Here is a 13,155-nt window from a genome sequence, read left to right as displayed (position 1 = left end):
ACACCATGATCAAGACGCTCTCGATCCTTGCCACCACCGCACTTCTGCTTGGCGCCGCCACACAAAGCGCCAACGCCTGGACGCGTGACGGCCACGTCCACACCCCGCGCGGCACCTATTCAGGTCACGCCAGCGGCGGCTGCGCCGGCGGCACATGCTCGCGCAGCAAGGTGGTGATCGGCCCTTATGGCCATACCGCCAGCCGCTCCGGTTACGTCACCAAGACAGCGCCCGGCAGCTATTCCTATGGTCGCACGACGACGGGACCGCATGGCAATACCGTCACCCGCAGCGGCAGTGTTTCGCGCTACTGAGAGTGACGCAACGCCATCAGCTCTCGGCCACCAGATGGCCGGGAGAAACTTCCCGGTATTCCATCGGCACGATCTTGTAATCGACCGGACGGATCGGGCTTTTCAGCTCCTCCACCACAGCGGAATTCTTGATGCGCCGACGTTCCGGGTCCGGCACCGGCACCGCCGACATCAGCCGTTTCGTATAGGCATGCTGCGGATTGCCGAAGACCGAGGCACGCGGCCCGATCTCGACGATTTCCCCCAGATACATCACCGCCACCCGGTGGCTGACGCGTTCGACTACGGCCATGTCGTGGGAAATGAACAGGAAGGCAAGATCGAGTTCCTGTTGCAGATCGAGCATCAGGTTGATCACCTGCGCCTTGATCGACACGTCGAGCGCCGACACGCTTTCATCCGCAACGATCACTTTTGGCCGCAGCGCAAGCGCCCGCGCGATACAGATACGCTGGCGCTGGCCACCGGAAAACTCGTGCGGATAACGCTTGGCCATATCCGGTGTCAGGCCGACCTTGACCAGCATGTCGGCCACGACCTCCTTCGCCTGTTTCGCATCACCCATCCTGTGCTCGAGGAAAGGTTCGGCAATCGCCGCCCCCACCGTCATGCGCGGGTTGAGCGAGGCGAACGGATCCTGAAAGATCATCTGCACGGATTTGCGCATCTCGCGCATATCCTTTTTATCGAGCGCCAGCACCTCGCGGCCCTCGACCAGAACCGAACCGCTTTCCGGCTCGATCAGCCGCATGATGGCGCGGCCGGTGGTGGATTTGCCGCAACCACTCTCGCCCACCAGCGACAGGGTCTCGCCAGCCGCCAGATCAAAAGAAACGTTTTCGACCGCATGCACACGGCCACTGAGCTTTCCGAACAGGCCCGAATGGATGTCGAAACGTTTGGTGAGATTCTTGACCTGCAGGATCGGCTGGCCGGATGCCACGGTATCGGCAACCTCGACCGGCACATCGGAAAGACCCGTCGCGGCGTCGACCACCGGAAAACGTAGCGGCCGCTGATAGGCCTGCATCGAGCCCAGCACCGGCACGGCGGACAGAAGCGCCCGCGTATACGGATGCTGGCCGCGGTGAAAAATATCGGCGGTATCGCCGGTCTCGACCTGCTCGCCGCGATACATCACAACGGTACGGTCGGCGATTTCCGCGACCACGCCCATGTCATGGGTGATGAAGAGAACCGAGGTCCCCTCCTCTTCCTGCAGCATCTTGATGAGATCGAGGATCTGGCCCTGAATGGTGACGTCGAGCGCCGTGGTCGGCTCATCGGCGATCAACAGTTTCGGCTTAGTCGCAAGCGCCATGGCGATCATCACGCGCTGGCGCATGCCGCCGGAAAAACGGTGCGGATATTCATCGAACCGCGAGGCGGCCGATGGAATGCGCACCTTTTCGAGAATGCGGATGGTTTCGGCCTTCGCCTCGGCCTTGCTGATCGCGTTATGCGCAAGCAGCGCCTCGGAAATCTGGTCACCGATGGTGAAGAGCGGATTGAGGCTCGTCATCGGCTCCTGAAAGATCATCGCCACATCATTGCCGCGCACCTTGCGCATCTCGTGTTCCGGCAAAGCCAGCAGATCGCGACCGCCGAGAAAAACCTTGCCCTCGATACGGCTGGTATCGGGCTGCAGCAGGCGCATGATCGACAGCGATGTGACGGATTTGCCCGAACCGCTCTCGCCGACGATCGCCACCGTCTCTCCGGGCGCGACGGTGAAGGAAATATCGCGAACGACCGGCTTCCATTCTCCCTCGACCACGAAGGATGTCCGCAGCTTTTCGACGGACAGGACCGGATCGGTGGATGGAATGATCTTGGCTGCGGTATTCATCGGCGTTCCCTTGTTGTTTTGGTGTTCCCCTGCCGGGGATGGGCACAAAATCTCGGCGTACTGCCTCAGAAAAGTCCCCCTCTGGCCTGCCGGCCATCTCCCCCACAAGGGGGGAGAAAATATGCGGTAAACTCCCTGCCCAAAATGAACCTCAGCGGATCGGCTGGGTTAAGCCCCTCCCCCTTGTGGGGGTCCACAAGGACGGGCAGAGACACGCGGCTCTGCCCAGGTCGGGTTTGGGGCGGGGTCTTACTTCAACCTCAATCCGGCCACTTCAAAGCACCATCAAACCGATGGCGAGAAAGATCCTCGAACGGCGTCGCGATGATCTCATTAGACGCCCGCGCCTTGTCGAGCTCCTCGGCAAGACGCGAGGCCACCACGGTTTCCTGGCCCGGATGCAGGTTGCACGGGTCGAGGTAGAAATAATGATGCTCCACCTCATGATCGCGCACGATGACCGGCACCGGGCCGCTGCGCAAAACCGCCGCCAGATCCCATGCGGTGATATGCGCTTCCTCGGCAGAGATGATCACCCGCATGCGGTCGAGCGGGTTGTTGGTCGGGTCCGGCTCGATCAGCGCGGTGACACCCGGGCGGTTGTCCAGCGTCTGTTTCCAGAGATTCAGGTAACCCGTCTCGCGCTCGCGGATGCCGGCGTGATCCCGCTTCTCCCACGCTTCCAGCGCCGCCATGACGCCAAAAATGCTTTCCTTGCCGACCTTCATGCCACGGCCGATGCCCATGTTCTGCAGGAAGGCGTTGCGCACGAGTTCCTTTTTGCCGGCAACGATGCCCGAGGTCGGGCCGCCGAGAAACTTGTGGCCGGAATAGAGCGCGATATCCGCACCCTGCTCGAGAAAAATACGCAGATCATATTCCGAAGCCGCGTCAACGATGACCGGCACGCCCTTGGCATGGGCGATCTCGGCGAATTCCTTCAGGTGCAGAAGGCCGTAATTGACGACATGATGCGACACCACGAACACAGCCGCGGCCGTCTTTTCGGTGATGGCATTTTCCATGTGGTAGCGATGCGTCGAGGTCGCCTGACCGATCATCACGGCCTTGCCGCCGGCCAGCCGGATTGCCTGATCGACCGGTGCGCCGTAAGAAACGACATGGCCCATCTGCACCAGAACCTCGTTCTTTTCGGTCGAGACCTCCGGCAGCTTTTCGATCGCCAGAAGGTCCGGCCCGGTAATGGCGCCCGCCACCGCAAGGCTGATACCGGAAGAACAGGAGGCGGTGACGAAACCGGCCTCACCGCCGGTCAGCCGCGCGATGACGGCGCTTGCCTTGCGCTGCAGGTCGCTGACCTCGACGAATTGCGGCAGGATCTGCGTCATCGCGGCAATCGCTTCCGGCACCACGATCGAGGCGCCGAGCCCGGTCATCGTGCCGGAGACGTTGATCACCGGGCGAAGGCCGATCTTGGTGCGGATATCATCGGACATTGTCATTCTCCAGGTTGTATGCTGCGCATGGACATGCGGATTTCAGTTGCTCTCAACGCCTCTATGCCATAGTAATGAAATAGGTTCTTTAAGGCGCAGGAGCGTGGTTTTGGATACGAAGACATCAGCGGAAAACCTTTCCGACACGACGCCTGTTGACGGTGATGCCAAGGCGAAACGCTCGCGCGTCAGCGGCATAGACCGCGCCTTGCAGGTGATCGATTATCTCTACGAGACCGGCGCGCCGGCTGGTGCTTACGCGATTGCCAAGGCGGTGAAGGCGCCGCTCTCCACCGTCTACGTGATCATCGACGATCTGGTGGACAAAAACATGCTGGCCCGCAATGCCGACGGCACGTTGTGGCTTGGCGCTCGGCTCTATCACTACGGTCTCGCCTATGCCCGCTCGCTGGATTTCATGAGCGTCGCCACCCACGAAATGCACGATCTCTGCCGCGAGGCCGGCGAAACCGTGCAGGTCTGCGGCCGCGATGCCGAACATATGCTGGTTCTCGCCATGGCCGATGGACCGAGCCACTTTCAGGTCGCCTCGCGCGTCGGCACCCGCGTGCCGCTCAACTGGACAGCCTCCGGGCGCCTTCTGGTCGGCCACATGGCGGAAGCCGAACGGATCGATCTGTTCAAGCGCGGTGCGCGCATTTCGCCGACCGGCCGCGCGACGATAGACCCGACCGAACTGGCGCGCGCCGCCAAGGTGGCGTTCGAGGAAAGGTTGTCGATCCAGGCCGGTGAGTCCGACTATTCGGTCGCCTGCATCGCCTCGCCGATCGTCGATAGCAGGGGCGATTGCGTGGCGACGATTTCCATCGTTCTGCCGGAGCAGAAGGTGCTTGCCGACAAGTCCGGTTATGCCGACCGGGTGAAGGAGTCGGCAGCGCGGATCGAGAAGCTGATGGGCTGGCGCAACCACTGACCGTCTCCTCCCGACCTTAATCGTGCAATGCCACGATCGCTTCGATCTCGACCGTGATATTGCCGGGAAGCGAACCGAAACCGACCGCCGAGCGGGCATGCTGGCCCGCCTCGCCGAACACGGCGTTGAAGAGATCGGAGCAACCGTTGATGACCTGCGGATGATCGCCGAAATCAGGCGCGGCATTGACCATGCCCAGCAGCTTTACCACGCGACGAACGCGCGAAAGATCGCCCAGCGCATCATGCATCACGGCAAGCAGGTTGACGCCGGTCAGGCGTGCATCGGAATAGGCTTTTTCGGCGGTTACTTCCGTGCCCACCTTGCCGGTATGCATGAAACCGTCTGCCTCCCGGGGGCCCTGCCCCGAGAGATAGAGGATATTGCCTTCGATCACATGCGTGACGAAATTGGCGATCGGCGGCGGTGCCGGCGGCAGGGTGATGCCGAGCGCGGTTAGCCTGTCGTACGGCGTCGCTGCCGTCGCTTCGGCCTTGATCGGGGACTGGGTCACGCAAACTCCTGTGTCATGCAATGCGGGTCATGCGATATCGTCTGCCTCAGCGGCAGGGCTGAAAAAGACCCCTCCCCACCCTCCCCACAAGGGGGAGGGCTTAACCCAGCCGATCCGCTGCAACCCAATCGAGATGGGTGCCACGAGTATTCTCCCCCCCTTGTGGGGGAGATGGCCGGCAGGCCAGAGAGGGACTTGCTTTTATCTGCATTCCCACCGCCTCAACGGTAGGAATAACCATGGCTGTGGCGCACGAGTTTACGCGCCCGCGGGATATAGCGGCTGGCGGTGATCGCTTCCGAGCCGATGACCGAATAACGCGGCTCGAACAGCTGGCGCAGTTGCGAAACATCGCCGTTCGAATCGGTGGCTTCCAGATCGGAATCGACCACGTCGAACACGGTGAAATCGGCTCGCTGGCCAACCGACAGGCGGTTTTCCATGTCGAGCTTGATGACTTCGGCCGGCGCATGCGTAACCGCATTGACCACCTTGTCGAACGGCATGCCGACCGACAGCAGTTTCGACATCGTCGTTGCCAGATCCCAGACCGGAAAATTCATGGAATGGCCATGCAGGTCGGTCGAGATCGAATGCGGCAGCAGGCCGCGTGCGATCGCGGCTTCCGCAACCTTGAACGAGAAGGACGCGCCGCCATGGCCGATATCGAGGCGCACGCCTTCCGAGGCGCAGCGCTCAGCCAGGTTGAACAGGTCTTCGTCTTCCATGATGGAAGAACCGGCCTTGCCGTTGAAGCAATGGGTGACGACGTCGCCGGGGCCGAGGATTTCGAGAACCTCGTCATAAAGCGCCGGTGGTTCGCCGACATGCACCATCATCGGAATTTTGAGGATCTTGGCGATCTTCTTGCCAAGCTTGACCGGCGTCACGCCCCAGGAACCGGTGATGACGTGGCTGGCACGCACCTTCAGGCCGACGATATGCTCGCTGTTTTCGGCGTAGCATTCGATGATGCGGTCGAGGTCGATATCACGGATATCGCGCAACTCGGCAACGCGGTTGCAGGCCACGAGGCCGATCGAACCGAGATTGAGGAAGGCTTTGACGCGTTCCTTCGACGGCTCGATGATATATTCGCGAAAACCGTGAAAGTTGGCTTCACCGGCGGAACCGGCGTCGACCAGCGTGGTGACGCCGCGCTCGGCGCCGCATTCGGACGGACGGATCGAGATATCGGTGCCGCCATGCCAGATATGCACGTGCAGATCGACCCAGCCCGGAGAAACCCAGGCGCCCTTGCCGTCAACGCGGCGGGCATCGGCCGGCGCTGCAATCGACGGACCGATGGCGGCAATCTTGCCGTCACCGCCGACGAGAATGTCGGTCGTGCCAGTCTGTGCAGTCGCGCCAAAAGCCATCGGCTTGACGTTGGTGAGGAGGAGCGGTGTGTTGTTTTCACCGGTCATATCAAAGGTCCCTTCGCAGTCTTGGATCGAGCATGTCCCGCAACCCGTCGCCGACCATCTGCAGCGAGAGCACGGAAAGAATGATGGCAAAGCCGGGGAAATAGGTCATCCAGTCGGCCTGCCCGATATATTGGCGGCCGGCGGCGATCATGGTTCCCCAGGTCGGAATTTCAGGGCTGACGCCAAGCCCCAGAAACGACAGGCCGGCTTCCGCCAGCATGGCGCTGGCAAACAGGAAGGTGGCCTGAACGAGGATGGGCGACAACAGATTGCGCAGCACATGCCGCGTCATGATGTGGAAGGTCGAGATGCCGAGCGCCTGCGCCGCTTCTACATAAGGAAGTTCACGGATCACCAGCGTCGAAGCGCGCACGATGCGGGCCAGACGCGGCGAATAGACGATCGACAAAGCCACGATCACCGTCGTCAGCGACGGACCCAAAGCGGCCACCAGCGCGATAGCGAGCAGGATGTCCGGAAAGGCCATCATCGCATCGATCAGGCGGGCAATCGGCGTGTCGAGCTTCTGGAAGAAACCGGCCAGCAGGCCGAGCGTCACGCCGATGGCCGCCGACAGGACCACCACGGACGCACCGATCAGCAGCGACAGCCGCGCCGAATAGATCGTGCGGGAAAACACATCGCGGCCGAATTCATCGGTGCCGAACCAGAACAGCTCGCTCGGCGGCTTCAGCCGGTTGACGATCGACAGCTTTGAGGGCGAGTAAGGCGCGATCCACGGCGCCAGCACGGCCAGCGTCACGAAGATGACCAGCACGATCAGGCCGAAAGCCACCGTCTTGCGTTTGATGAACCGCTTGAAAAATTTCGAGCCTTCGCTCTCGGCGGGTTTGGTCTCGGTAACAGCGATATCCGTCATCCGTCGCCCCCTTAATAACGCACGCGGGGATCGATCAGCAGATAGAGCATATCGATCGCGAAGTTGATGAGAACATAGAGCGCGGCGATAACCAGCAGCGCTCCCTGAATGACCGGATAATCACGCCGCAGCACGGCCGAGACCACGAGGCTGCCGACACCGGGCAGGCCGAACACGGTCTCGGTGACGACCGCGCCTGAAATCAGCACGGCAGCGGTAAGGCCGATGACGGTGAGGATCGGGATCAGCGCGTTTTTGAGCGCATGTTTCATGATGACCCGGCGCTCCACCAGCCCCTTGGCGCGGGCGGTGCGGATGTAATCATCACCCAGCACGTCAAGCATCGAGGCACGGGTAAAGCGCAGGATAAGCGCCGATGAGACGATGCCGAGCGCAAAGGCCGGCAAGGTCAGATGATACATGCGATCCATGAAACTCGAGCCCGGCCCACCATAACCGGAGACCGGAAAGATGTTCAGCCGCACGGCAAAAAACTGCATCAGGATCAGGCCGAGCCAGAAGCTGGGAATGCTCGCCGCCAGCATGGCGATTGTCGTCGCCGCCTGATCCACAAACGAGCCACGGCGATAGGCGGCATAGATGCCGATCGGCAGCGCGATGATCGTGGCGATCGCCAGCGAAAAAATGGTGAGGAAAAACGTCGGTTCGGCGCGGTCCAGCAAGGCCGAAGTCACCGGCATATTGAGAAAGATCGACTGGCCGAGATCGCCCTTCAGCATCTGGCCGATATAATAAAAGTATTGAACGGCCAGAGACTGGTCGAGGCCCAATCGTGTGCGCAGGTCGGCAATATCGGCGGCCGACGCATCGGGCCCGAGCATGACGGCAGCCGGATCACCCGGCGTGACGCGCACGATGACGAAAACGATGGTCACGACGAGAAACATCACGACGATCATGCCGGCCAGGCGCTGGAGAATATAACGGATCATAGAGCTTTCTTCCCATGCCCCTCAGGAGGCACATTCTCGAAACCGGAGCCGCCCTCATGGGCAGCATCCGGCCTCCTCGAAAAGGATCACTTCTTGATCGAAGCATTCCAGAAGTAGGGCCACGGAGCAGCCTCGACACCTTCGACCGTCTTCTTCTTGGCGGCGACGGCGTTGAAATCACCGATCTTCATGTAGGGGATTTCCTCATACATGGCCTTCTGCACATCGGCCCACAGCGCCAGACGCTTGGCCGGATCGGCTTCGGCAGAGAAGGCCTCTACCGTCTGCTTGCGCAAAGGCGTATCCCACCAGCCCGGCGAGCTTGGCGCCAGCGAGCCGATCAGCGCCGGTTCCGGTAGGAACGGACTGTGGGTGATATAAATATCCCAAAGGCCCTTGTCGGCGCGGCGCTGGGTGAGTGTTGCCCAGTCCACCACCTGCATGTCGACCTTGAAGCCGGCGAGCTTCAGATATTCGGCCGCCACCTGCGCCATCTTGTAATGGAACTCGTACTGGCGGCTGGTGAGAATGCGGATCGGCTTTTCGCCGTCGTAACCGGCAGCCTTGGCAGCTTCCTTGGCGCCTTCCGGATCGGCGACATTGTAATTGCCCTCGACACCGGCATCGGTGCTCCAGACAAAATTCTTCGGATAGATATTGCCGTCGAGCGTGTAGAAATCAGTGCTGCCGAAAGCGGCTGCCAGCATGTCTTCCATGCTCAGCGCCTGACGGATCGCCTTGCGCATGGCGACATCCTTGGCGACACCTTCCGCCGTGTTGAACACGAAAACCGGATAACCGAACGGCTTCAGCACGACCGGTTCGACGGTCGAGGCGCCTTCCACCTTGGCAAAGGATTCGACCGGCAACTGATCGATATAGTCGTACTGGCCGGAAACGGCGGCCTCGACGCGGGTATTGGCGTCCGGCACCGGCACGAAACGGATCTCGTCGAGATACTGGTGACGCGCGCCACCGTAGCCATCGGCGTCACCGCCGCGCGACTTGTAGCCGTCGAAACGGGCAAGCTGGATATACTGGTCGGCCTTGCGTTCCTTCAGCATGTAGGGACCGGTGCCGATGAATTCCTTCATCGGTTCGTCCTGCTTTTCCGCAGGCAGAATGATCGCCGCCGAATTGTTGAAGGCCAGCAGCGACACGAGCGGCGCATAAGGCTGCTTCAGCGTGATCTTGACGGTCGAGGCATCGGTCGCCTCGATCTTGTCGAGGAAGGAGGCCGCCTGCTTACCGCGCGAGGCAACCTTTACCCAGCGGTTCAGCGAGGCGACGACATCGTCCGACGCCATGTCGGAACCGTCATGAAACTTGATGCCCGAGCGCAGCTTGATCGTGTAGGTTTTGCCATCGGCGCTGATTTCCGGCAGGCTTTCGGCCAGAAGCGGCGTGGTTTTCCAGCCCTTGTCGAACGTGTAGAGCGTTTCAAAAATGTGCTGGGTGACGATGCCGACCAGATCGGCGGTCGAGGCCATCGGATCGAGCGTCGGCGGTTCGCCGATTGTCGCGACATTGATGACGCCACCCTTTTCCTGGGCGAAAGTAAGAGTAGGCGCAGCGATCAGCGCCGTGGCAACAAGGAATGCGAGCTTCAGTCTCATGATAGGCTCCCGGTTTTGTGTTCCATTATTATGTTATGTGCATTTTTATAACAGAATAACCCAAGCGACCGGTCTGTCAATCCTCCCTTTCCGTGCGCGGCGACGAAACGCGGCATCGCGGAACAGGCATCCCATCTGCGACAGCATCGGTCGCAGCGGCGGCTTCGTTGATCTTTCGCCACATTTACTTGGCTAGAGAGAGTGGCAACGGGCTTGAAAATGGCATTGACCGCCTAAGTCCTGCCTTATCCCGCCGCACATCCGTATTCGCATCCAATGGGCATAGCCCCAGGTTACCGTAATGACGCCGCCGCCCCAGCCACAGGTAGATTCCGAAATCCCGGCACCGGGTCAGGAACAGACTTCTCCACGAAATACGGGCATTTCGGATAGGGCGTCCCTGCGGTTGCGGATCCTTTGGCGATATCTGGCCGGCCTCGACCTGCGCATTCTCGTGCGCCGCAACGAATGGGGCATCATCGTCATCGCCGCCGCCATCGGCGTCATATCCGGTCTTGTCGTCACCGCCATGAACCTTGCGGCTGCCGCCATGCACCAGCGCATTTTTGGCATTGCGGATGGTGAAAGGCTGAGTTCATCCGAGGTCGGCGACACGATCCTGCTTCTGTCTGCACCTATCGTCGGCGGCATCATTCTGGGCATCACCATTCTGGTTCTGGCCCGTTTCCGCAAACGCCCGATGGTCGACCCGATCGAGGCCAATGCCCTGCACGGCGGAAAGCTGTCGCTCACCGACAGTTTTATCATCGTCTACCAGAACCTCGTTTCCAACGGTTTTGGCGCATCCGTCGGCCTTGAGGCCGGTTACACCCAGCTCGCCGCCGGTTTCGCCTCCAAGATCGGCAACAAGCTTTCCCTTCGTCGCGCCGATATGCGCATCCTCGTCGGCTGCGGTGCCGCCGGCGCCATTTCCGCCGCCTTCAACGCACCGCTGACCGGCGCATTCTACGCCTTCGAGCTGGTCATCGGCTCCTACACCACCGCCTCGCTCGCGCCCGTCGTCGTTTCAGCACTGGTCGCCACGCTGGTCGCCCGCCAGTTCATCGACATCAGTTTCATCGTCGAAATGGGCATGCTGCAGAGCGTTTCGCCCGGTGATTTCGTGCCCGCCATCATCCTCGGTGCCTGCTGCGCTGGCGTCGGCATCGTCCTCATGAAAGGCGTCGCCACCATCGAGGAGCTTTCCCGCAAAAGCTCCATCCCCGCCTGGATCCGCCCAACGCTTGGCGGCATCGTCGTCGGCCTGTTCGCGATGATCAGCCCGCAGGTCATGTCCGGCGGCCATGGCGCGCTGCATCTCAACCTGGCGCATGATGTAGCACTTCCCATGCTGATCGCCATTTTCCTGATGAAGGCGGCGACCTCGGCCATTTCCATCGGCGCCGGTTTCCGTGGCGGCCTGTTTTTCGCCTCGCTGTTTCTGGGCGCGCTGCTGGGCAAAATCTTCGCCTTTTCCACCGCAGCGATCGGCCTTGTCCTGCTCGCCCCCGTCGTACTTGCCATTGTCGGAATGAGCGCGCTGGCCGTCGCCATCATCGGCGGCCCGTTGACCATGACGTTTCTGGCACTGGAACTGACCGGCGACTTTCCCATCACCGCACTGGTGCTCGCCGCCGTCATCACCTCGTCGCTGATCGTGCGCACCACATTCGGCTACTCATTCGCCACATGGCGCTTTCACCTGCGCGGCGAAAGCATTCGCAGCGCCCACGATGTCGGCTGGATCCGCAACCTCACCGTTGGCCGCATGATGCGCTCCGACGTCAAGACGGCGCTGGCAACCATGTCGCTCGGCGATTTCCGCCGCGACTTTCCGCTCGGCGCCACCCAGCGGGTGATCATTGTCGACGACACCGGCAAATATGCCGGCATGGTTCTGGTGCCGGAAGTCCACAACGCGCTGACCGATGCCGACGATCACGATGACAGCCTAGAAAAATACATCCGTTTCAAGAACGACGTGCTGCAGACCCAGATGAACGCCAAGCAGGCAGCGGGCATATTCGAAAAGAGCCAGAGCGAAGCGCTCGCCGTGATCGACAATCTGATCGAGCGCAAGGTGGTCGGGCTTCTCACCGAAAGCCACACTTTGCGCCGCTATTCGGAAGAACTGGAACTGCGCCGCCGCGAAATGGTGGGCGATAGCATCTGAACAGCGCCAGACCAAAGGTCTGCGACCACCCGGCAATTGCTAATCCAAGCAATACTTGATAAATATGGGAAGGTTTAATGAGATTGGCCGGGGGCTTTCATGACATTCCAGCCACGGATGCAGAACAGGATCGAGGGCTTTGCCGTCGGCAGCCTGCATCGCCGTGCCTGGAACGGCATTGTTGCGGACCTCTGGGATGTCGAATGCGGCTCCTATGCCGGTGGACATTATGTCGCTCGGGATCCGCGCCTGTTTATCGTCCTCGATCATAGCGGCAAGGGTTGCCCGACGGTCAAACGGTCCCCTACGGATGGCGGGGGCCGCCAGGACAGAAGCACCAGCCCGATCTCCTACGTTCCCGCCGATATGGAACTATGGGTGGATATCGAGGGCGTGCAGCGCCTTCGCCATCTCGACCTTCATTTCGATGCGACCGGTATAGGCCGCCGGTTGATGGACGAAATCGACCCTGATCGCCTTAATCACCCCAACCTGCTGTTTGCCCATCCCGGCATCATGTCGCTGGCCGAACTGATCACCGCGGAAATTGCAAATCCGACACCACTACACGATCTGTATGGCGACAGCCTGTGCCTAGCGCTGATCATTTCCGCGTTGAAGATCGAGAAAGCCAATACCCGCAAGCGCAGCGCGCTGGCACCTTGGCAACTGCGCCGCGCCACCGAATTCATCGACGCCCATTGCCTGCGCAATATCCGCCTTGAGGAACTGGCCGAGCTGACCGGCCTGTCGCAATCGCATTTCAGCCACTCGTTCAAGGTTTCGACCGGCATGGCGCCGCATCAATGGCAGATGAAGGCGCGGCTTGACAAGGCAAAGGCCTTGCTGACCGGTTCCAGCCAGCCGCTGACAACAATCGCCGCCGAAACCGGCTTTGCCGATCAGGCGCATTTCACCCGCGCCTTCCGACAGCATTTCGGCACGACCCCGGCCCGTTGGAAACGGACGCAGACCGCTTGAGCTGGCGAACATCTGCCCTTTTGGCAACACCTTGCAGGCATTTGCCCATAACGTTCA

11 protein-coding genes are annotated in these 13,155 nt (G+C 60.9%); 4 read left to right on the top strand and 7 right to left on the bottom strand.

Annotation, left to right across the window (positions count from 1 at the left end; genetic code table 11):
- The first annotated feature begins 5 nt into the window (after nucleotides 1-5).
- On the top strand, nucleotides 6-314 hold the full coding sequence (locus AAIH70_RS06050; protein ID WP_132271300.1) for a hypothetical protein: 309 nt from the start codon (nucleotides 6-8) through the stop codon (nucleotides 312-314).
- Between the two features lie 16 nt (nucleotides 315-330).
- Here the strand turns inward: AAIH70_RS06050 and AAIH70_RS06045 are convergent, their stop codons facing one another.
- Both AAIH70_RS06045 and AAIH70_RS06040 read right to left on the bottom strand, forming a co-directional pair.
- The gene (locus AAIH70_RS06045) at nucleotides 331-2,163 is read right to left on the bottom strand and encodes an ABC transporter ATP-binding protein (protein ID WP_132271299.1); all 1,833 of its coding nucleotides are present in this window, start codon (nucleotides 2,161-2,163) and stop codon (nucleotides 331-333) included.
- A 260-nt stretch (nucleotides 2,164-2,423) separates the two neighbouring features.
- Nucleotides 2,424-3,620 (bottom strand): aminotransferase class V-fold PLP-dependent enzyme, encoded by a 1,197-nt coding sequence (locus AAIH70_RS06040; RefSeq protein ID WP_132271298.1) that lies wholly within the window; start codon nucleotides 3,618-3,620, stop codon nucleotides 2,424-2,426.
- A gap of 109 nt (nucleotides 3,621-3,729) precedes the next feature.
- Between AAIH70_RS06040 and AAIH70_RS06035 the strand changes: the two genes are divergently transcribed.
- Complete coding sequence (locus AAIH70_RS06035) at nucleotides 3,730-4,554, top strand: IclR family transcriptional regulator (protein ID WP_165931908.1); 825 nt, start codon at nucleotides 3,730-3,732, stop codon at nucleotides 4,552-4,554.
- Between the two features lie 16 nt (nucleotides 4,555-4,570).
- Here AAIH70_RS06035 and AAIH70_RS06030 read toward each other — a convergent pair whose 3' ends face one another.
- From AAIH70_RS06030 to AAIH70_RS06010, 5 genes are all read right to left on the bottom strand, one after another.
- Nucleotides 4,571-5,068, bottom strand: a complete 498-nt coding sequence (locus AAIH70_RS06030) for a RidA family protein (protein WP_132271296.1) — start codon at nucleotides 5,066-5,068, stop codon at nucleotides 4,571-4,573.
- A gap of 221 nt (nucleotides 5,069-5,289) precedes the next feature.
- On the bottom strand, nucleotides 5,290-6,495 hold the full coding sequence (locus tag AAIH70_RS06025) for an amidohydrolase/deacetylase family metallohydrolase (protein ID WP_132271295.1): 1,206 nt from the start codon (nucleotides 6,493-6,495) through the stop codon (nucleotides 5,290-5,292).
- A 1-nt stretch (nucleotide 6,496) separates the two neighbouring features.
- Complete coding sequence (locus tag AAIH70_RS06020; RefSeq protein WP_132271294.1) at nucleotides 6,497-7,375, bottom strand: ABC transporter permease; 879 nt, start codon at nucleotides 7,373-7,375, stop codon at nucleotides 6,497-6,499.
- An 11-nt stretch (nucleotides 7,376-7,386) separates the two neighbouring features.
- A complete protein-coding gene (locus AAIH70_RS06015) occupies nucleotides 7,387-8,328 on the bottom strand; it encodes an ABC transporter permease (RefSeq protein ID WP_165931907.1) in 942 nt (313 codons plus the stop codon).
- Between the two features lie 86 nt (nucleotides 8,329-8,414).
- Nucleotides 8,415-9,944, bottom strand: coding sequence for an ABC transporter substrate-binding protein (locus AAIH70_RS06010; protein ID WP_132271293.1), 1,530 nt, complete (start codon nucleotides 9,942-9,944; stop codon nucleotides 8,415-8,417).
- Between the two features lie 301 nt (nucleotides 9,945-10,245).
- Here AAIH70_RS06010 and AAIH70_RS06005 point away from each other — a divergent pair, with 301 nt between their 5' ends.
- Both AAIH70_RS06005 and AAIH70_RS06000 read left to right on the top strand, forming a co-directional pair.
- Nucleotides 10,246-12,117, top strand: coding sequence for a chloride channel protein (locus AAIH70_RS06005; RefSeq protein WP_132271292.1), 1,872 nt, complete (start codon nucleotides 10,246-10,248; stop codon nucleotides 12,115-12,117).
- Between the two features lie 99 nt (nucleotides 12,118-12,216).
- Nucleotides 12,217-13,098: a helix-turn-helix domain-containing protein gene (locus tag AAIH70_RS06000; RefSeq protein WP_132271291.1), complete on the top strand. Its 882-nt coding sequence runs from the start codon at nucleotides 12,217-12,219 to the stop codon at nucleotides 13,096-13,098.
- The last annotated feature ends 57 nt before the right edge of the window (nucleotides 13,099-13,155 follow it).

This window comes from Neorhizobium sp. BT27B (genome assembly GCF_050455485.1).
GTDB lineage: Bacteria > Pseudomonadota > Alphaproteobacteria > Rhizobiales > Rhizobiaceae > Neorhizobium.
Note: the sequence above shows the minus strand (reverse complement) of the source record. Positions and strands in the feature narration are given on the sequence as shown.

Excerpts from the sequence above, each read along its gene's own strand:
- AAIH70_RS06015 (WP_165931907.1), bottom strand. The coding sequence starts at position 8,328 with ATGATCCGTTATATTCTCCAGCGCCTGGCCGGCATGATCGTCGTGATG.
- AAIH70_RS06050 (WP_132271300.1), top strand. The coding sequence starts at position 6 with ATGATCAAGACGCTCTCGATCCTTGCCACCACCGCACTTCTGCTTGGC.
- AAIH70_RS06025 (WP_132271295.1), bottom strand. The coding sequence starts at position 6,495 with ATGACCGGTGAAAACAACACACCGCTCCTCCTCACCAACGTCAAGCCG.
- AAIH70_RS06010 (WP_132271293.1), bottom strand. The coding sequence starts at position 9,944 with ATGAGACTGAAGCTCGCATTCCTTGTTGCCACGGCGCTGATCGCTGCG.
- AAIH70_RS06020 (WP_132271294.1), bottom strand. The coding sequence starts at position 7,375 with ATGACGGATATCGCTGTTACCGAGACCAAACCCGCCGAGAGCGAAGGC.
- AAIH70_RS06040 (WP_132271298.1), bottom strand. The coding sequence starts at position 3,620 with ATGTCCGATGATATCCGCACCAAGATCGGCCTTCGCCCGGTGATCAAC.
- AAIH70_RS06005 (WP_132271292.1), top strand. The coding sequence starts at position 10,246 with ATGACGCCGCCGCCCCAGCCACAGGTAGATTCCGAAATCCCGGCACCG.
- AAIH70_RS06045 (WP_132271299.1), bottom strand. The coding sequence starts at position 2,163 with ATGAATACCGCAGCCAAGATCATTCCATCCACCGATCCGGTCCTGTCC.
- AAIH70_RS06000 (WP_132271291.1), top strand. The coding sequence starts at position 12,217 with ATGACATTCCAGCCACGGATGCAGAACAGGATCGAGGGCTTTGCCGTC.